Annotated in this window: 18 protein-coding genes; 5 read left to right on the top strand and 13 right to left on the bottom strand. The window is 38.8% G+C overall.

The genetic code is table 11. The features are described from left to right. Positions 1-422: 422 nt before the first annotated feature. The 4 genes from ASG38_RS04490 to ASG38_RS04475 all read right to left on the bottom strand — a co-directional run bounded on the left by ASG38_RS04490 (position 423) and on the right by ASG38_RS04475 (position 4695). On the bottom strand, positions 423-938 hold the full coding sequence (locus ASG38_RS04490; protein ID WP_082482154.1) for a PAS domain-containing protein: 516 nt from the start codon (positions 936-938) through the stop codon (positions 423-425). A 116-nt stretch (positions 939-1054) separates the two neighbouring features. Further along, positions 1055-2143: a DNA polymerase IV gene (gene dinB / locus ASG38_RS04485; protein WP_056067568.1), complete on the bottom strand. Its 1089-nt coding sequence runs from the start codon at positions 2141-2143 to the stop codon at positions 1055-1057. Positions 2144-2161: 18 nt separating this feature from the next. After that, positions 2162-2611, bottom strand: coding sequence for a GNAT family N-acetyltransferase (locus ASG38_RS04480; protein ID WP_056067565.1), 450 nt, complete (start codon positions 2609-2611; stop codon positions 2162-2164). Next, positions 2608-4695 (bottom strand): recombinase, encoded by a 2088-nt coding sequence (locus tag ASG38_RS04475; protein WP_056067563.1) that lies wholly within the window; start codon positions 4693-4695, stop codon positions 2608-2610. The genes ASG38_RS04480 and ASG38_RS04475 overlap by 4 nt, the downstream gene beginning before the upstream one ends. Before the next feature lie 79 nt (positions 4696-4774). Between ASG38_RS04475 and ASG38_RS04470 the strand changes: the two genes are divergently transcribed. Both ASG38_RS04470 and ASG38_RS04465 read left to right on the top strand, forming a co-directional pair. Next, positions 4775-5245 carry a CYTH domain-containing protein gene (locus ASG38_RS04470; RefSeq protein ID WP_056067561.1) on the top strand — a complete coding sequence of 157 codons (471 nt, stop codon included), beginning with the start codon at positions 4775-4777 and terminating at the stop codon, positions 5243-5245. Between the two features lie 48 nt (positions 5246-5293). Continuing rightward, on the top strand, positions 5294-6211 hold the full coding sequence (locus ASG38_RS04465) for an alpha/beta hydrolase (RefSeq protein ID WP_056067559.1): 918 nt from the start codon (positions 5294-5296) through the stop codon (positions 6209-6211). Positions 6212-6216: 5 nt separating this feature from the next. Here the strand turns inward: ASG38_RS04465 and ASG38_RS04460 are convergent, their stop codons facing one another. From ASG38_RS04460 to ASG38_RS04420, 9 genes are all read right to left on the bottom strand, one after another. Then, complete coding sequence (locus tag ASG38_RS04460; protein WP_056067557.1) at positions 6217-6525, bottom strand: hypothetical protein; 309 nt, start codon at positions 6523-6525, stop codon at positions 6217-6219. Positions 6526-6528: 3 nt separating this feature from the next. Beyond that, the gene (locus ASG38_RS04455; RefSeq protein ID WP_056067555.1) at positions 6529-7215 is read right to left on the bottom strand and encodes a GNAT family N-acetyltransferase; all 687 of its coding nucleotides are present in this window, start codon (positions 7213-7215) and stop codon (positions 6529-6531) included. 146 nt (positions 7216-7361) lie between these two features. Beyond that, the gene (locus tag ASG38_RS04450; RefSeq protein WP_056067553.1) at positions 7362-8762 is read right to left on the bottom strand and encodes an efflux transporter outer membrane subunit; all 1401 of its coding nucleotides are present in this window, start codon (positions 8760-8762) and stop codon (positions 7362-7364) included. Continuing rightward, positions 8752-11922 (bottom strand): efflux RND transporter permease subunit, encoded by a 3171-nt coding sequence (locus tag ASG38_RS04445; RefSeq protein ID WP_056067551.1) that lies wholly within the window; start codon positions 11920-11922, stop codon positions 8752-8754. Before ASG38_RS04445 ends, ASG38_RS04450 begins: the two co-directional genes overlap by 11 nt. A 6-nt stretch (positions 11923-11928) precedes the next feature. Further along, on the bottom strand, positions 11929-13080 hold the full coding sequence (locus ASG38_RS04440; protein ID WP_082482168.1) for an efflux RND transporter periplasmic adaptor subunit: 1152 nt from the start codon (positions 13078-13080) through the stop codon (positions 11929-11931). Between the two features lie 26 nt (positions 13081-13106). Then, a complete protein-coding gene (locus ASG38_RS04435; RefSeq protein ID WP_056067549.1) occupies positions 13107-13586 on the bottom strand; it encodes a GbsR/MarR family transcriptional regulator in 480 nt (159 codons plus the stop codon). A gap of 128 nt (positions 13587-13714) precedes the next feature. Beyond that, positions 13715-14095 carry a septal ring lytic transglycosylase RlpA family protein gene (locus ASG38_RS04430; protein ID WP_056067547.1) on the bottom strand — a complete coding sequence of 127 codons (381 nt, stop codon included), beginning with the start codon at positions 14093-14095 and terminating at the stop codon, positions 13715-13717. Positions 14096-14097: 2 nt separating this feature from the next. Next, positions 14098-14577 (bottom strand): septal ring lytic transglycosylase RlpA family protein, encoded by a 480-nt coding sequence (locus tag ASG38_RS04425; protein WP_056068434.1) that lies wholly within the window; start codon positions 14575-14577, stop codon positions 14098-14100. Between the two features lie 84 nt (positions 14578-14661). Then, positions 14662-15111, bottom strand: a complete 450-nt coding sequence (locus ASG38_RS04420) for a hypothetical protein (protein WP_056067546.1) — start codon at positions 15109-15111, stop codon at positions 14662-14664. 172 nt (positions 15112-15283) lie between these two features. Between ASG38_RS04420 and ASG38_RS04415 the strand changes: the two genes are divergently transcribed. From ASG38_RS04415 to ASG38_RS04405, 3 genes are all read left to right on the top strand, one after another. Continuing rightward, positions 15284-15697, top strand: coding sequence for a hypothetical protein (locus ASG38_RS04415; RefSeq protein WP_056067544.1), 414 nt, complete (start codon positions 15284-15286; stop codon positions 15695-15697). A 75-nt stretch (positions 15698-15772) separates the two neighbouring features. After that, a complete protein-coding gene (locus ASG38_RS04410) occupies positions 15773-18013 on the top strand; it encodes a cation:proton antiporter (protein WP_056067542.1) in 2241 nt (746 codons plus the stop codon). Positions 18014-18040: 27 nt separating this feature from the next. Next, entirely contained in the window at positions 18041-18739 is a 699-nt protein-coding gene (locus ASG38_RS04405; protein ID WP_056067540.1) for a DedA family protein, read from the top strand. Positions 18740-19079 lie beyond the last annotated feature (340 nt).

The following is a 19079-nucleotide window of genomic DNA, read 5'->3' as shown; positions in this document are numbered from 1 at the left end:
TAAACATATAAAATCAAAAAAGGTTTGACTTGAGTCAAACCTTTTTTTTTCCAGATGACTTTTGCAAAAACAGCCACTAACCCTGTTATGCTTGAGTCATACACCCCCATTATAATTCAACGACACATTGTTTGGGAAAGTTTGAGTTTGTGCAATTCATGTAAATTCCCAATGCCTGTGATTATGTTACAAAGCTATGCCGATGGTAAAAACGAAACAAGGGGAAATTTCCCCTTTTTTTCAGGGGAGAAAAACTTTAAAGATAAACATGATGTTATAAGGAACTAAAACATGTGTTTGATAAAAGAAATTTTCCTTATAAAGTTCGCGTCTCTGCAACTTTGCCAGCTAATTTCCACACTAAGGCGCAGAGAAGCAAAGGATAAAATTTGTTTAGAAAAAAATCTGGTTGGATTGGAGGTTTAGGCTGCTTTTTCAAACGCGATAAAATTCACAACCTGCTTCTTACGGTTAAATATTGGAAAAGCCTTGATATGGCAGGAATAGGTTTCCCCGTTTTTTTTGTAGTTTATGATTGTTTTTTCAAAAGGAATCCGGGCATCAATTGCTTCACGAATCTGTTGCAGTTCTTTTTTAGAAGTTTCGTCGCCCTGAAACATTTTAGGGCTTTTCCCGAGTACTTCTTCTGAAGCATAGCCTGTCATTCCTATAATATTTTCTGAAGCAAATACTATATTCAAAGAAGTGTCCGTCACAACTATAACATGGTCTTTTTGTAATTCTTCTTTAAAATCCCAATTCAACTTCCAGTGATTGGATTTTGAAAGCATCTTCAATTTGGATAAGTCAGAAAGGGAGTTCTTGAGCTGTTCGAGATATTCTCCAAAAAAATCCCACGAATATAAAGGCACGGGAATAGCATTCTGCGTAGCGGAATACCCCTTTTGTGCGTTTTCATATTCATTTAGGTCAAACATGGTAATATTTTTAGCAAATATAAATCTTTGATAGAAAGTAGTTCAGAAACTTTTCTTATTTCTGATTTTTGATTTTTGATTTTTGATACCACAAGTCAAAAATCTTAAATCTTAAATTAAAAATCAAACTTCAACTGTACAACTACCGTCTTTTTTACTTCCGTATTCAAATTCCCAAGTGATATTCCCAGCAGACGAACCGAGTCTTTCATTTTTTCCTGATAGAGCAATTCTTTGGCCACATCCAAAATCAGACTTTTGTCAGAAATAAAATAGGGCATGGTCTTGCTTCGGGTTTGTAATGTAAAATCGCTGTATTTAATCTTTAACGTGACCGTTTTCCCTGAAATATCATATTTCTTCAGCCTTCGTTCCAAAGTCGCGGCAATCGATTCGAGGCGTTCCATCATAAAAATTTCCGAAGTCAGGTTTTCATGAAAAGTATGCTCGGCTCCTACAGATTTCGCTATGCGTTCCGGCTTTACCGCGCTGTTGTGAATGCCCCGGACTACCGAATAATAAAAGGCTCCCGATTTGCCAAAATGTTTTATTAAAAAGTCTATTGTTTTTTCTTTCAGGTCTTTACCCGTAAAAATTCCCAATTGGTACATTTTTTCTGTAGTCACCTTCCCTACTCCATAAAACTTCCTGATGGGGAGTTCTTCCAAAAAGGCAAGCACTTCATCAGGATTGACCGTTTTTTGTCCGTTAGGCTTATTAAAATCCGATGCGACCTTAGCAATAAATTTATTTATGGAAATTCCGGCAGAGGCAGTCAATCCTACTTCATCCCATATCCTTTTGCGAATTTCGCGGGCAATTAGTGTGGCACTGGGATTTCCTTTTTTATTGACAGTAACATCCAGATAGGCCTCGTCAAGAGAAAGCGGTTCGACCAAATCAGTATAATCATAAAAAATCTGACGTATCTGTTCGGAGATTTCCCTGTAACGTTCAAACCTGGGTCTTACAAATATTAATTCGGGACAATTTCTCTTGGCCTGATAGCCGCTTATGGCACTGCGTACCCCAAATTTTCGGGCTTCATAGCTTGCTGCTGCAACAACACCCCTGTTTCCGCCGCCACCAACGGCAATAGGTTTTCCTCTCAATTCCGGATTGTCCATCTGCTCAACAGAAGCATAAAAGGCATCCATATCGACATGGATGATTTTGCGATTTTGAATTTGTTCCTGCTCCTCCATAACCCAACTGCCAATTTATCAAACCGACTCTATATCACAGTCCAATTGATATAAATCAAACCCTTCATCCCAGAAATCTTTCACAACTTCCCTGAGCCTGAGCCCAAATTTTTCATAAAACGGATAAACAAGCTGCGATGTTCTCACAGATAAAGTCTTAACCTGTTTGTTTTCTTTTATCTTCTCAATCCTGAATCGGGTCAAAGCACTGCCAAGTCCTTTTCCTTGATAGCCCGGGTCAAAAATATCCCAGGATATTTTTGCCGTTTGGCTATCTTCTGTCAGATTAAAGCCTCCACATCCAACAATCTTACCTTCCATGACAAGAACAAAATAATTATCCGCCTCATTATCCAAATAATACGACAAGTCCTTCTCTTCATTTGGAGAAAAGAATTCCGGTGTATTCAGTCTTAAAAGTTCCAATATTCTGTTTTTGTCAGAACTGGCATACTCTCTTATTATCATTTTTTATTTTTTGTATCTAAAGCCAAATACTCTTCCTCTGTTTGTGTTTTTATCTTTCTTTCTGATGGAAAAAAGAAACTCATAGGTTTGCTTTTGAAATGTTTCCAGATGGACAAGATAACAAAACGTATTTCACGCAACGGAATATTTCTGGAACGGAAAGCCAACCCCAAAGACAACGCAAAGCTTACGAGGAAATTGACCAACCCGATTACGCCAATTCCAATAATGCACCAGATTACCAATGACAAAGTTACCATAAAATCGGCTCCATAAAGCCCTAAAGCCATATTTCCACTTGCAAAAGTAATGTGCCGGATATCAAGATTTAACCCAAAAAACAATCCGATGGATGCGGTCGAGCCCATGAACACCCCAAACCAAAAATTGGAGATAATACCTGCCCATTTCTTTTCATACATATCGGCAATTTTTTTTGTCTTCTCCCTGCCAAAAGTCATCTTCAGTACAGGATGTTCCTGTATTCTGTAATACACCTGATGATGCTTGTCCCTATTGGCAATACTTCCTGAAATAATACCGGAAAGAAAAAGAAACACACCGGCGATTGCTGCGTGAAAAATAGCCGGCGAATGAACCGGACTTATATCTGTCAGCAGTTTTGTCCATTTCGAAGCGGCAATATTATATTCAAAGGCATAATCAATCAGCCAGATTCCCAACAGCGAAACCGGAAATGCCATAACAACGTTCCCTACAAAAGCAATAAACTGTGACCTGAAAACCCGCGCAAAAAATACCGCAAATGCCTGGTGTTTTTCAGACGAATTTCCTTGTTTTTTCATACCCTGCTCTAACGCCCTGACCAATGCTGATGCTGTCATGGCCGGCTGTTTTGTAGCCAAAGTAAACCCGCAGAGATAAATGGCAATGAATCCAATCGAATAGTTCATACTATATAAAAAAGCATGTCCAAAACCGCTGGTTTCTACCTTGCCCAACATCACTTTGATGATACACAAAAGACCCACTATGAGTCCGCCTCCTAAAGCTGCCCTGAACATCCTGAAATATTCCTGCCGTGTTTCTGTAATGTACTTTTCGCCTGTTTTTGCAGTATGCTGTGTAACTTCATAGGACAAAAGCTGCGTACTTTCGCTTACTAAACCTCTGATATCGTTTTTATAACAGTTGTATTTTATGAGTTTTAACGCAAGCTGAATCCCGTTATTTTTTTTGTTTTCTTCTCTATCCACAACCAAAAGCGGAATCAGTACTTTTAATCGGTATAGCTGTTGGCGTATGCGGAGCAGATTTTGGTTAACGCGAAGCGAAATACCGTATTTTGAAGAATTGGCAAAGGCTTTTTCTACAAAATCATTGCATTGCTTGTGCAATATCAAAAGTTGTTTGTAGTATAGGTCTGTGGATGAAATAAAATGATTGCTTTCCGCATTCCTCACCGTATCATCAATCTGATGGAGCTCTTTTTCCAAGGCAGCAAAAGGACTCTCCAGATTGTCATATTCCGGAACCATTTTTATAACGTCCGTTTCCATGGCACGACCACTAATACGTTGCGTAATAATATTCATAGAAAGCAACATTTCGGACAATACGGAATCTTCTTCTACCGTGTCATAAATCGAATTGAAAAGTAAAAGGTCATAAAGTTCTTCGATTTGGGAAACCGGAATTTTGTTTACCCAAATCGTGTCGGTTGCCAGATAAAAAACCTGATTTAAAATATACTCCAATGAATCTTTACTGGGCTGATGGGGAAGCAATTTGGAAAAAATCCTTTTTCGGACCTCAAAAATAAAATCAACATCACGGAGGATTCCCGCATCTGAAAGAAACTTATTGAATTTTTTATTGTGCAGCAGCTTTTTGACATAGTAAGAAAACTGTAATCGTATGAAATCATTTTGTTGAAGAAACTCCAACAATTCCTGGATATCGACGACTAAGACCGCTTTTGGTTTTTTAGGTCTTATAATACTGACCAGCTGCACCAATAATTCAATTTCGTCATTTGCCTTCGTCCATAGCTGGCTTTCATCAAAATAATGCTTCATAAAGGAAGCAATGGAGATTTTTGGCTTCGATTTTCTAATTTTCATGGGGTTTTAACTTAAGCTTTATCGTAAAAATACAAATAGAAGAGCATTTATCAGTAACTTCGTTAATAAAAAGATACCCATGCTTGAGATTGAAAGAAAATTCCTTGTCAACTCTGACCAGTTTAAGACACTTGCTTTTGCTAAAAATCATATTGCCCAGGGCTACCTCAACAGCCATCCGGAGAGAACCGTGCGTATCCGGATTAAAGGAGAAAGCGGTTTTCTGACCATCAAAGGAAAAGGAACCGAATCCGGGGTTTCCCGCTTTGAGTGGGAAACTGAAATTCCGCTTATGGAAGCCAGACACCTGATTCAGCTTTGTGAAAAGGGTGTTATTGACAAAATACGCTATGAAGTGCGGTCCGGAAACCATGTTTTTGAGGTTGACGAATTTTTTGGAGATAATGAAGGCCTCGTTATAGCCGAAGTTGAATTGAAATCTGAAGATGAAACCTTTGAAAAGCCTGATTGGTTGGGAAGTGAGGTTACAAACGATGAACGTTACTATAATGCTTTTTTAAGCCAGCATCCTTATAAAACCTGGAAATAATTTGTTTTATTATACGTCAATAAACTATAATTGATTACCCCACTTACAATGAAAAAAATCCTGATTGCCTTTTTGTTTCTGTTGTCTTTTCATGCAGGAAATGCCCAAAAAATGACAACATTGACTTATTTCCAAAACGATACCATTAAGTTAGACCTTGATTTATTTCTTCCGGCAAAAACGTCCGGCAAGAAACTACCATTGCTTTTGTATGTGCACGGCGGCGGATTTTCAGGAGGAGAAAGACAATCCGGTCACAGTCTTTGCCGTTATCTTGCCCAAAATGGTTATGCAAGCGCTACGATAACCTATACGCTGTATGCCAAAGGCAGGAAATTCAGTTGCGACGGTATTCTTTCTGAAAAGATTAAGGCATTTCAATATGCAGTAAACGATTTATGGCTGGCCACTTCCTTTTTTATAAAAAACAGTGAAAAGTATGCTATCGATACTTCAAAAATATTTATTGCCGGTTCCAGTGCCGGAGCCGAAACTGTGCTTCATGCTGCTTTTTGGGATTTTAAAACGATGAATTTATATGATAATTCACTTCCTGCCGGATTTAAATATGCCGGACTCGTTTCGGGTGCAGGAGCTATTATGGACTTAAATCTGATTACTGAAAAAAACATAATTCCTATGTTTTTCTTTCATGGAAATGGTGATACAACCGTTCCTTATGGTACTGCTCCACATCATTATTGCAAGACAAATGCTTCAGGATGGCTAATGCTCTTCGGTTCCTATTCTATCTATAATCATATCGTGAGCTTAGATGGTTCCGGAGCGCTCTATACGTTTTGTGGTGGCGGACATGAGTACAGCGGTTATCTTTTTGAAAAAGAGCACTACATTGTTTTAAATTTTCTGAATGATGTTTCGTCCGGAAAGAAATTCCAAAAGCATGATATTGTGCCAACCGGAAAAAAGAATGAGCTGTCTGCTACCTATAAATTTTGCGATTAAAGTTATTATTCACCGTTAAAACCATACAACAGGCTTCGGGTTTCGTTATGACTGTCATAGCTATGGTGGTAAACGAAAAACAAGGAGAACGAAGTCAATAACACCGCTAAAAAAACATAAAAAAGAGACTTGCTTATAACTTCCGTTGCTTTTAGGAGGGCTCCAATTAAAAAAGCCACAAAATAAAAGCCGAAGAGTGCCAGCACAAAAATCCCTAGAGAATGTTTATGTCCTGACAACCTTATAGTCACCAATACTAAAACGATTGTGATTATTGCTATGGTTATTTTTCCTATTTTATTTTCTTTCATCATCTTCTATCTTAATTTTACAATATGCCAAAAACTAATCTTTCGTCTTGTTATAAAATCCAGCTTTTCATATAATTTTATGGCACCTTCATTGCTTTCAACCACATGAAGGTAAGGCATCTTTCCCTGTTCTATTATAGCATTAGCCGTATGGGCAACCAACTGTTTTGCCAGGCCTTTTCCGGTGTGTTCAGGATGTGTGACCACCGCGCTGATTTCTACAAAATCATCCATTTTCATCCGCTCTCCGGTTACGGCTATCAATTCTCCTTTTTCAAAGATTCCGTAATAGTTTCCCAGTAAAGCTGTTTTCTCTTTAAAATAACCCGGCTGTACCAGATTAACCAGGTCAAATAAAGCTTTGGTATTGTTTGAGGTCAATGACACAATAGTATTTTTATACTCCATATCTATTTTATTCTCAACAATCATTTGTGCGCAAATCAGCTCATTTTTTAGTAGCAGTTTATCAGACAACAACGGTTTTTCACCAACAACAAAAAAACTATCTGTCAGGTGCGAATAAGAATCAATGCTTTCAGAAATATCATCTGGACTTTGAAAACCTCCAAACGGGCAATAATCCGGATGGTAAAACTTTATGTTATTATAATTAATTGCAAAATCCCGATGGCTTTCTGATAAAGAATACCAAACAGGATTGTCTAATTTTTTATATTTTTCAGGTTTCATAAATAATGTACTGTTTTAAGATTATTCCCAATCGCGCCAAAATCAATACCAATAGAACCCTTAAAACAAAAAACCACCGAACATCGAAATGTCCGATGGTTTTGAACAAAAACAAAATCAATCATAATCCCGCAAGCGGAACTATATTATTGCCATCCGCCACCTAAGGCTTTGTATAATTGGATAATGGCATTGTACTGTCTGTATTTATTGTCAATCAGATTCAGTTCCGTATTCAAAGCATTGTCTTTAGCTGTCAATACTTCCAAATAGTTCACCAAACCATATGTTAATAGTTCGTCTGAATAATCAGCCGCTTTTTTAAGTGCGTCTACTTGCTTTTCGCGGATTGTTATTTTAGCCGTTTCGTTGTTGTATTGTGCCAAAGCATCCGAAACTTCTTTTCCTGCAGTTAACAGAGATTGTTCAAATTGCAGATAGGCTTTTTCCTGGTTGGCTTTTGCCACTTCAAAACGCGTTCTGATTTGTCTCTGGTTAAAGATTGGCTGTGTTAATCCGGTAACTACATTTGAAAAGAACGAATTGGCACTGAACCATTGTTGCAAATCGATACTTTGGAAACCGCCTGTAGCCGTTACTTTTAGTGTAGGATAGAAATTACTTCTTGCAACATTAGTCTGTTCAAAAGTAGAAATCAGGTTGTATTCTGCCGCAATAACATCCGGTCTGTTTCTTAACAGGGTTGCCGGAACGCCAAGCGTAATTTCCGGCTGCATTACCTGAGATTCGAAAGTACCTCTGGCAATTTTCTTAGAACCTTCACCCAAAAGATTATTCAGGGCATTTTCTAAGATGATTACATTGTTCTTTAAATCTGCAATAATGATTTCTGTCGCATATTTCTGTGCTTCGGTCTGTTTTACACCCACTTCATTTACATTTCCTGCATCTTTAAGTGCAATAATCGTTTCGATACTTTCATTTCTGTTAATCAACGATTCTTCAGCTACCTTAATCTGGGCATCCAGAGAAAGCAATTGATAATAGGTAGAAGCAATGCTGGCAATCAACTGTGTTTTAACCGCCTGATTGGCTGCTATTGACTGCAGATAAGCCGCATTTGCCGCACGCTTGTTACTTCTGATTTTGCCCCAGATATCTGCTTCCCAGGAAAGTGTTCCTGTCAACTGATATTGGTCTGTGCTTCGGTCCTGCAGGAAAGCTCCCAACTGGCTGTTTTTAGAAAGCTGCTGGTGTGTCCAGTCAGCATTTCCCGAAAGTGTTGGAAAGTAACCTGCTTTGCCTTGTTTCATTGTCGCTTCTGCGGCTGCAATGTTCTGCATCGCAATACGGATATCCAGATTGTTCTGCAATCCTTTTTTGATATAGTCCTGCAAGATAGGGTCAGTAAATATCTTATCCCATGAAACATTCGCAAGCGAGGTAGAATCCGCAGAAACAATCTCTGTTCTGTATAGGTCTTCTGTTTTTAGTTCCGGCCTTTCGTATTTTTTTGCGACGAAACAAGATTGCATTACGGCTGCAGCGAAAACGAGCAAACCTATTTTATATATCTTATTCTTCATATTCTTCGTTTAAAAGTATAACATCAGACTCTTTTTCTTCAAATGGCTTGCCTGAGATTCTTTCCTGCAATGATTGGAAGATAACGAACAATACCGGAATTACGAATACTCCAAATACGGTTCCGATTAGCATTCCTCCAACAGCTCCCATACCAATAGAACGGTTACCTACTGCTCCAACTCCGGAAGCAAGGGCTAACGGCAACAGACCAAAAATAAAGGCCAATGAAGTCATTAAGATTGGTCGAAGACGCGCTTTTGCACCTTCGATAGCCGCCTGCATCAGGTCCATTCCGTGGCGTCGTCTCTGTATGGCGAATTCCACAATCAGGATGGCATTCTTCGCAAGGAGACCAATAAGCATGATTAGTGCTACCTGGAAGTAGATGTTGTTTTCTAATCCGGCAAGCTTCACAAATCCGATAGCTCCGGCAATACCAACAGGTAATGATAACAATACCGATAATGGCACCAGATAACTTTCATATTGCGCACTCAAAAGGAAGTAAACAAATATCAAACTCAAAAGGAATACGCCTGCTGCCTGTGATCCTGCCAAAATCTCTTCACGGGTCATACCTGAAAATTCATAAGTATAACTTTTTGGCAAGTGCTGTGCTGCAACTTCCTGAATTGCCTTAATCGCATCACCTGAACTGTAACCCGGTTTCGCTTTTCCGTTAACGTTTACAGCTTTTAGCATGTTGAATCTTGCTACAGCTTCCGGTCCGTAAATTCTCTTGAAGTCAATGAACTGGCTGATTGCTACCTGCTGGTTATTGGCATTTCTGACATAAATATTGTTAATCGATTCTTCAGTAGCCCTGTCAGACGGTTTTGCCTGAATCATGACACGGTACTGCTTCCCGAATTTATTGAAATCTGTTGTATACAATCCTCCGTAATATCCTTGCATGGTGTTAAAGATATCCGAAATAGATACTCCAGCATCTTTTGCCCTTTCCACATTAATATCCATTTGGTATTGTGGGAAGTTCGGGTTAAAGTTGGTCATCGCATACTGAATTTCCGGTCTTTTCATCAATTCGCCCAGGAACTCGTTGCTGACTTTACTAACTGTTGCCCAATCGTCATCACCTTTATCCTGTATTTTGAATTCAAAACCATCGGCAGTACCAAAACCTTGTACACTCGGAGGTGTAAAGAATAAGGCTCTTGCATCTTTAAAGTGGGCTGTTCTTCCAAAAAGTTCTCCCACTACTGCATCAACCTGCTGGTTAGCCTCTTTACGATAGGCCCAGTCTTTCAGTTTGATTACCGTAAAGGCGTAAGAACCACCGTTTACGTTGTTCAACAAACTGAATCCTACAACGCTCATTCTGGCTTCAACGATATCCATCGAGGCTAAAATAGAATCTAATTCGTTTACTGCTTTTTGTGTTTTTTCTAATGTTGTTCCAGGAGGCAGTGTCAAATCCGCCATGATGATTCCCCTGTCTTCGTTAGGAATAAATCCTGACGGAGTAGACTGGAACAAGAAATAAGTAATACCACAGAAAACCAAAAGAGCTACTCCTGTTACCCATCTTTTTCTTACCAGGAATCGCAACGAGCCTGTATATTTCTCGTTCATCTTATTAAAGCCTGTGTTGAAGGCCAGGAAGAATCTGTCTTTCAGGTTCTTTTTATGATGGTCTGAATCTTTATGCGGTTTCAGGAACAGGGCACACAAAGCCGGACTCAACGTTAACGCGTTTACTGCCGAAATCAAAATCGATATCGCCAACGTAATTGCAAACTGTTGGTAGAATACTCCCGAAGGTCCGCTTAGGAACGATACCGGAATAAATACGGCCGACATTACCAATGTAATCGAAACAATCGCACCAGAGATTTCGCTCATCGCAGACAGCGTAGCTTCTTTCCCGGACTTGGCTCCTTCGTCGAGTTTGGCGTGTACCGCCTCCACGACGACAATGGCATCATCGACCACAATACCAATCGCGAGAATCATCGCAAACAGGGTCAACATGTTAATTGAGAATCCGAATAATTGCAGGAAGAAGAACGTTCCGATAATGGCTACCGGTACAGCGATAGCAGGAATCAGAGTAGAACGGAAATCCTGTAAGAATAGGAATACTACAATAAATACAAGAATGAAAGCTTCTACCAAAGTAGAAATTACTTTGCTAATGGAAGCATCAAGGAATGTTTTGGTGTTGTATGGAATTACATAATCTACTCCCTGAGGGAAATCAGGTTTTGTTTCTTCCAAAATCGACATTACTTCTGTGATGATGTCCTGCGCATTGGAACCCGATGTCTGGAACACCCCTACGGCAACACCTTCCTGCCCCATGGCAATGTTTTTGGTACCATAGTTGAAGCCTCCCAATTCTACGGTGGCCACATCTTTCAGGTGAAGGAAGTTTCCGTTTCCTGTAGACTTGATTACGATGTTTTCATAATCTTCAATTACAGAAAGTCTTCCTTTGTATTTGATTACATATTCATAAACTCCATCTGCATTTTCACCAAATTTACCCGGTGCCGCTTCTACGTTTTGCTCTTGTAGCGCTGCCTGAATATCTTTTGGCAATACGCCATAAGTTGCCATTTTCTCCGGATCAATCCAGATTCTCATCGAGTAATCTTTTGCTCCGAATACGTTAACCTGTCCAACACCTTTTACACGTTGCAGTTTTGGAACCAGGTTGATTTTAGCGTAGTTCTGAATATACGTTTCGTCGAATTGCTTGTTTTTAGAATAAAGCGCAAAGAACATCAAGGCACTGGTCTGGCTTTTTAGCGTGGTAACCCCTGTCTGAACAACAGCCTGAGGCAATTTGCTGGTAGCACGGGAAACCCTGTTCTGAACGTTTACGGCAGCAATGTCCGGGTCAACCCCAAGTTCAAAGTAAACTGAAATTTTTGCTGAACCGTCATTCGCAGCAGAAGACGTCATATAGGTCATTCCTTCTACTCCGTTGATTTCTTCTTCTAGTGGCGTCACGACACTGTTCAATACCGTTTCGGCATTCGCTCCAGTATAGGTCGCATTAACCTGAACCGTCGGTGGGGCGATTTCAGGATATTGTTCTATCGGCAGGGACATCAATCCCAGGATTCCTAAAATGGTAATCAGGATCGATATTACGGTCGAAAGAACCGGTCTTTCTATAAATGTCTTTAACATTGAGAATTATTTTTTAGCTGATGGTGTGGTTGTTTTTGCAGCATCTTTTGCCGCAGTATTTTCTGCCGGAGCCGCAGCTTCCGGTTTTCCTTGCTGTGGCACGATTTCCATATCGTCTTTTAATTTAGAAGCCCCTTCGACTACGATTAACTCGCCTTCTTCAAGTCCTCCGCTCACGATGAAATTCAATCCTGATGTTCCTTTTGTCTCGATGATTCTTGATTTTACCTTGTTGTCTTTTCCAACTACATAAACCATCTGTTTTCCCTGTACTTCAAATACGGCATTCTGTGGCACAAGCATTACGTTTTTCTCATCAATTGGCAAACGAATGATACCACTGCTACCGCTTCTAAGGATTCCTTCCGGATTTTTGAATTCGGCTCTGAACTGCGTTGTTCCTGTTTGTGGATTAACCAATCCATTCATTGTTGCCAATCTTCCTTTTTGGTCGTATTCTGTATTGTCAACCAAAAGCAGGGAAACTTCCGGAGCTGATTTCAGCTTTTCTGCCGTTGTAGCTCCTTTAAAGGTTTTGTTGAAAAACAAAAGTTGTTTCTCGTTCATTGAGAAATAGGCACGGATAACTCTCGTATCAGAAACGGTTGTCAAAGGCATTTCACTGGTTGAGCTAACTAAACTACCTTCTCTGAATGGAATACCGCCAATTACTCCATCAACGGGTGATGTGATTGTTGCAAAACCTATGTTGGCAGCAATAGCTCCATAAGAAGCTTTAGCCTGCGCTAACTTAGCTTTAGCCGTTTCCAACTGTACGTTGCTGATGATTTTTCTGTCAACAAGCGGCTTCAATCGGTCTACTTCAACCTGAGCTGCCTGTACGGCTGCCTTTGCTGCTGAAGCATCCTCGTTTTGAGTTTGGGTTTCTAATTTGAATAACAATTGTCCTTTTCTGACAACCTGTCCTTCGTCAACAAATATTTTTTGGATAAATCCGTTAACTTTTGGACGGATTTCGACATTCTGTTGTCCCTCAAGATTGGCTGTATATTCCTGATAAACAACCGCATCCTGTTTCGCAACAGCCTGTACCGGAAACGGCATTGGTCCCTGAGGAGGCATCTGCTGTTCTTTTTTACCGCAAGAGTAAAGTGTAATTATTGCGATTACAATACTGAATAGTGATTTATTCTTCATCTGCATTTTTATAAAGGTTGATTGATTTATTTGTTCTCTACTTTTTCTAACTTCTGAATCGTTTTATTTAAAAATTTTTCAAATTCCAGGATGTGTTCCTGATAAATCTTAATTAGTTCCAAATTGGCACAGTCTCCGTCACTCACTGTCTTTTTTCGGTAATCTATCATTCTTTCCACCATTTTCTTTTCGTCAAGAACCATCTGCAGATGATTTTGCATCCTGTCGCCAAAAGAAGACGGTCTGTAATATTTCTTTCTGTCACCGGGAAAAGTATAATATTCTATTTTTCCTATCTTCAGCAACAGATTTAAATTGGTAGAAACCGAACTTTTGCTGGCTCCAAGTGTGGAAACCAAATCGTCAAACGTCAATCCTTTGGCGTCATTCCAAACAATAAGGCAACCTAATATTCGTCCTGACAAAGGTGAAAAGTTCCAATACTTTTCAAAATGAACACCAAACATCTCCACCAATCCTTCTCTTTCTTTCGCTATGTCTGTCATTTGATATGTTAATTTTGGCGCAAAGTTAAATCAGGTTCGGTAATTACCGAACTAAACGAACTTAAATTTATGTTAATTTTTAATTGTCCGTTTTAAGCAATAAAAAAGCCAGCATAATGCTGGCCTGGTTAGTTTATAATTTCAATGTTCACTCTTAATGAACCATGATTTTTATTATCTGCAATTTCCATAAAGGCTTTTTTAGTGAGGTCGATTTCCCTGCCCGGCACAAATGGCCCCCTATCGTTTATTTCAACCAAAACCGATTTTTCGTTGGCGATATTGGTTACTTTGACTTTTGTTCCGAATGGTAGTTTTTTATGGGCGGCTGTATAATTGCTATTGTGGAATTTTTCCCCACTTGCTGTTTTTCTCCCGTTGAATTTGTCGGCATAATAGGAAGCATGGACATTCTTCTTATATACTTTTCCGGATACCGATTTGGCAGACGAACAGCTTGCCAGCAGGCTTCCAAGTACTCCGATAAATAAAAACATCCTGGCTTTCATGATTACTGTACAATTTCAATAGTTACTTTTAAATGCCCGCCATATCGGGAAGAAGCAATTTCCATAAAGGCTTTTTTGGTAAGGTCAATTTCTTTTCCCTTAGTAAACGGACCTCTGTCTGTTACTTCTACAATAACCGATTTCCCGTTGGCTTCATTTGTTATACGGAGCTTGGTTCCAAAGGGAAATTTTCTATGGGCTGCGGTATATTTCTTATTGTCAAAAATTTTTCCGCTTGCTGTGCGCCGTCCTGTAAATTTGTCCGCATAATAAGATGCATGGGCATTTTTCTTATGGAGCTTATATTTTTTTGATTCTGCTAATTTTAAGCTATCTTCTATTGCAACTTTCTTTACCGAATCCTGAAATGCCTGGGTTTTTTCCGGGGGTGTTTTTTGAAAATTTCTATCCTGTATGGAAAAACCGCTCGAAAAGACCAAAGCAATAAAGGCCAGCAACAGAATGGTAGTCTTATACTTCATGATAAATTTTTTTATGTTTGGCCAATTCATCTTACAATTACTATACCTAAAATGAAAAAAGCTCAAAAAATTGAGCTTTATTTTTTATGAGAACCACACATTCCAAGGAATTCTTGACAACAGCAACAGGAATCCCAAAGCATAGAATATGGCTATTTTCTTGAATTTTTTATTGGAATCATCGACTCTTTTGTGTGTGCTCCACCCAATAGTTATCAGCACAATTGCCAGAATATTTACGAAGGGATGTTCTACGGCCATCATACGAAGCTCACTATTTCCCATAATTTCTTTCATGCCTGCCTGTCCAAACAGGGCAATTCCTTTTGGCGAAACAAAATACAGTATCAGTCCAAAAACAAATTGGAGATGAGCAGCTATCAGACCAAAAAGGGCAATCCTTCTGTCTTTTGGTTTGAATTCGTTTTTAGCAGATAGCCCTATCAGGGAATTAATTGTTGCAACGCCAATTGTAAAAAGGGCTACATAGGCAATACCGGAGTGGGCTTCAAGAATAATTTTGTAAGTATCCATGGTCAAAAATTGTTTTTTACAAATATATCAAAAAATGAAATGCTCCAAAATTATGGGAACACGGCAGACCAATAAATAATGAATCCAAATTACGAAATAAAATCTTAATAATTAACATTTCTTTAATTGAATTGGTCACTGTTTTAAAATCCAATATCATAAATTTGCGGAAATGATGAAAAAAGCCGTACATATTACTTTTTTGTGCTTATTCTTTCTGCTTGGTATGCGTTGCGATGCCGGCAATAAGAAAAACTTGTCATTGACTTTTCCCGAAACCAATTGCACACCGCAATTAAAAACATGCCAATACGGTCTTTCAAAAAAAGAATTTTCGGTTGTGCGTGACACATTGGATAAACTCCATAAAAAGAAGAAATTTTCTAACCCCTATCGTTATAGTATGGCCAGGCTTTCAAAATGCCATGGTTTGACTTTACTTTTTGGAGCCGTTTCTTCTTCAAAATTTGTTTTCCATACTTATTTTGCTTTGGCAAACCCTTTTGAAAAACATTCCCTGTTTGGTTCTTTCTGCCATAAAGGAAAACTACTATCCATCTTCTATCCCTTTCAGGCTTTTTGGTAATAAATAATTGATTTTCTTTTTTAAGATTCTCTCCCTGAATCTTCCTAAACATTGTCCAATTAAATTATTACAGATATGAACGAATTAGAAAATACGGCAGCAGCCTCACATCACCTTTATCCACTTATAAGTGATTTGGGACTAATTCTTATGACTGCCGGTGTTGCCATTTTACTTTTTAAGAAAATCAGACAACCTTTAGTTCTTGGATATTTAATTGCGGGATTTCTTGCGGGCCCTTATTTTACGTTATTCCCTTCTGTAAAAGACGTACAAAACGTTGAAGTCTGGGCAGAAATCGGGGTTATTATATTGCTTTTCAGCCTGGGCCTCGAATTTAGCTTTAAGAAATTGATGAAAGTGGGCGGAACAGCCTCCATTACTGCCCTGGTACAAATTTTCTCTATGGTATTTTTGGGATATTGGTGCGGTCAGCTCATGGGCTGGTCTTCTATGGACAGTATCTTTTTGGGTGTTATCCTCTCCATTTCGTCAACTACTATCATACTTCGGGCTTTTGATGAATTGGGTGTTAAAGGACAAAAGTTTGCCGGAATTGTTTTTGGTGCGTTGATTGTTGAAGATATTGTAGCCATCCTGATGATGGTTCTGCTTTCAACCATTGCCGTGAGTCAGCAATTTTCAGGAATGGAACTTTTTGAATCAGTATTAAAACTTTTGTTTTTCCTTATATTATGGTTTGTAGGCGGTATCTTTTTCATTCCTACCTTACTAAAAAAGGCTAAGAATCTTTTAAGCGATGAAACCCTGTTGATTGTTTCCTTAGCTTTATGCCTTATGATGGTAATCCTGGCTACTATGGCCGGTTTTTCGCCTGCTTTGGGTGCTTTTATCATGGGTTCTATTATTGCTGAAACCACCAAAGCGGAACGCATTGAACACCTCGTTAAACCTGTAAAAGACCTTTTTGGAGCCGTTTTCTTCGTATCCGTAGGAATGCTTATCAATCCTAGTACATTGGCAGAATATGCCGTTCCGGTAATTATTATCACCTTGCTGACCGTTTTTGGAAAAACTTTAAGTTCCACTATCGGAACCCTTATTTCCGGACAGCCCTTAAAACAATCTGTACAAACCGGGATGAGTTTAGCTCAAATTGGTGAGTTTTCGTTTATCATTGCTACTTTAGGGATGACATTGGGCGTAACCAGCAATTTCCTTTATCCTATTGTAGTTGCCGTTTCTGCCATATCAACATTTACGACTCCTTTTATGATTAAGCTTTCTATTCCGGTTTCCAATATGCTGGAAAGAAAACTCCCTAAAAAATGGATTAAGGCAATCGACAGCTACAGTTCCAGTTCACAGACTATAAAAGCCACAAGCAACTGGGTTTTATTTTTAAGATCCAGCATCATTCAGATTATCATCTATTCTGTAATTATAATTGCCATTATTCTGCTTTCTTCAAGAGTAGTACTTCCTCTTGTAAACGGTTCGCAATGGGCCAATGTCGCGATAGCAGTATTGACGCTTTTGTGCATTTCACCTTTCTTATGGGCTTTATCGTTCAGAAAAGTTGCGCCTACCGCTTATGAGGAATTAAAACGGGAAAGGAAATTTTTAGGACCAATAAAAATTGTCAATATTATCCGAATACTGTTTACCCTGTTTTTTATTGGATTATTGCTCAACAGTTTCTTTTCTAATTTCATTGCCTTTACTGCTTTGGTTATTTTTGCCGTGGCTTATATGGTTTTCCCTAAAAAGCTGCAAACATTATATGACCGAATCGAAAACCGATTTATGCAGAATCTTAACGACCGGGAAAATACGGAAGCTTCAAAAAGCAAGCGGGAGCTTTCTCCCTGGGATGCGCACATGACTACTTTTGAAATCAGTGCCGAATCCAATATTGTTGGGAAACCGCTACACCAGCTGGAACTCCGTGAAAAGATAGGAATCAATATTGCGGCAATCAAACGCGGAAATATTACAATTAATGTTCCTAACCGAAATGAACAGATTTATCCAAATGATATTCTCTATGTCATAGGAACAGACCGACAGATAGAGAAATTCAAGACCTATCTGCAGCAGAGTTTTGTGGCAGTTCCTGAAAACAATTCTGAAACTGTCCTGAAAAATTTCGAATTGAAAAACGAAGATTTTATTGGCAAAACCATACGCGAATCACAGCTTAGAGAAAAAACAGATGGCCTGGTCGTGGGAATTGAACGGGAAGGTCGCCGAATGATGAATCCGGAATCCCACGTCGTACTTGAAAGAAACGATATTATCTGGATTGTAGGCGATAAGAAAAAAATGAATTCTATTACACTAAATGCTTCTTAATAATTATTTACTTAACTAAATTCTAAAATGGATAATTTTGATTGGAAACAGCTCATTAACCCTGAATTCTACATTGCAATGGAACTTGGGGGCGTTAGCGTTGGACTGTATGTTGTGCTTTTTATTGTTTTTGCAGAAACAGGATTGTTTGCCGGGTTTTTCCTTCCGGGTGACAGCCTTCTTTTTCTTGCCGGAATCTACAGCCGTGAACTTGTAGAAAATCTTGTTATCATTGAAAGTGACTTTGGCAACGTTGCTTTACTGGCTACATTGGTTGCTATTTCCGGAATTATCGGAAACACGGTGGGTTATTGGTTTGGTGCAAAAAGCGGATGGTATCTTTATAAAAAAGAGGACAGTTTCTGGTTCAAGAAAAAGTATCTGGAGCAGTCGCGCGTATTTTTTGAAAAATACGGTGGGAAAGCGATTATCATTGCACGTTTCATGCCTATCCTGAGAACCTTTGCCCCGATTATTGCCGGAATCGTGCAAATGGACAAAAAACGTTTCATATTCTACAATATACTAAGTTCGTTCTTATGGGCTTTCAGCTTAATTATGGCTGGACATTATCTTTATGGTTTGTTTTTAAGCAAATTTGACATTGATTTAAAGAGCCATATTGAAATCATTATCCTTATCATCGTAGCGGCTACTACCATTCCGCTAGTGGTGAAATTCTTGAAAGGAAACAAAGAAACTCCGGAAAACAATAGGGAAGAATAAAAACCTTTTAAGCAAGGTAATAATTTATAGACAAATGGCTTGATATTTTATCAAGCCATTTGCGTTATTATAATATTACTTTCTTTTAGAATCTGATTACAATCTGGCTTTTTACAACTCTTACATAAGATTAAGCAGCCCTTTAGCTGTTTATTATTAGGCGGGCAGAAGTACAAACTTGGAGTTTTGTGCTTTTAATGTCCCACCCAACGCACAGTTCCAAGCCGTAAATCTTTAGGCGAAAGCATTTACCAACATTCTGCACAAAACGAACTGAGCACAAATTTTGGACGCCTTGATCAAAATTTACTAACTTAGCGAACTAAAATTTTTAGCAATA

This window comes from Flavobacterium sp. Leaf359, from assembly GCF_001423985.1.
Taxonomy (GTDB): Bacteria; Bacteroidota; Bacteroidia; order Flavobacteriales; family Flavobacteriaceae; genus Flavobacterium; species Flavobacterium lindanitolerans.
This window is presented reverse-complemented; position numbering and strand designations above follow the sequence as displayed.

Coding starts and splice junctions, on each gene's coding strand:
- ASG38_RS04490 (WP_082482154.1), bottom strand. CDS start 938: ATGTTTGACCTAAATGAATATGAAAACGCACAAAAGGGGTATTCCGCT.
- dinB (WP_056067568.1), bottom strand. CDS start 2,143: ATGGAGGAGCAGGAACAAATTCAAAATCGCAAAATCATCCATGTCGAT.
- ASG38_RS04480 (WP_056067565.1), bottom strand. CDS start 2,611: ATGATAATAAGAGAGTATGCCAGTTCTGACAAAAACAGAATATTGGAA.
- ASG38_RS04475 (WP_056067563.1), bottom strand. CDS start 4,695: ATGAAAATTAGAAAATCGAAGCCAAAAATCTCCATTGCTTCCTTTATG.
- ASG38_RS04470 (WP_056067561.1), top strand. CDS start 4,775: ATGCTTGAGATTGAAAGAAAATTCCTTGTCAACTCTGACCAGTTTAAG.
- ASG38_RS04465 (WP_056067559.1), top strand. CDS start 5,294: ATGAAAAAAATCCTGATTGCCTTTTTGTTTCTGTTGTCTTTTCATGCA.
- ASG38_RS04460 (WP_056067557.1), bottom strand. CDS start 6,525: ATGATGAAAGAAAATAAAATAGGAAAAATAACCATAGCAATAATCACA.
- ASG38_RS04455 (WP_056067555.1), bottom strand. CDS start 7,215: ATGAAACCTGAAAAATATAAAAAATTAGACAATCCTGTTTGGTATTCT.
- ASG38_RS04450 (WP_056067553.1), bottom strand. CDS start 8,762: ATGAAGAATAAGATATATAAAATAGGTTTGCTCGTTTTCGCTGCAGCC.
- ASG38_RS04445 (WP_056067551.1), bottom strand. CDS start 11,922: ATGTTAAAGACATTTATAGAAAGACCGGTTCTTTCGACCGTAATATCG.
- ASG38_RS04440 (WP_082482168.1), bottom strand. CDS start 13,080: ATGAAGAATAAATCACTATTCAGTATTGTAATCGCAATAATTACACTT.
- ASG38_RS04435 (WP_056067549.1), bottom strand. CDS start 13,586: ATGACAGACATAGCGAAAGAAAGAGAAGGATTGGTGGAGATGTTTGGT.
- ASG38_RS04430 (WP_056067547.1), bottom strand. CDS start 14,095: ATGAAAGCCAGGATGTTTTTATTTATCGGAGTACTTGGAAGCCTGCTG.
- ASG38_RS04425 (WP_056068434.1), bottom strand. CDS start 14,577: ATGAAGTATAAGACTACCATTCTGTTGCTGGCCTTTATTGCTTTGGTC.
- ASG38_RS04420 (WP_056067546.1), bottom strand. CDS start 15,111: ATGGATACTTACAAAATTATTCTTGAAGCCCACTCCGGTATTGCCTAT.
- ASG38_RS04415 (WP_056067544.1), top strand. CDS start 15,284: ATGATGAAAAAAGCCGTACATATTACTTTTTTGTGCTTATTCTTTCTG.
- ASG38_RS04410 (WP_056067542.1), top strand. CDS start 15,773: ATGAACGAATTAGAAAATACGGCAGCAGCCTCACATCACCTTTATCCA.
- ASG38_RS04405 (WP_056067540.1), top strand. CDS start 18,041: ATGGATAATTTTGATTGGAAACAGCTCATTAACCCTGAATTCTACATT.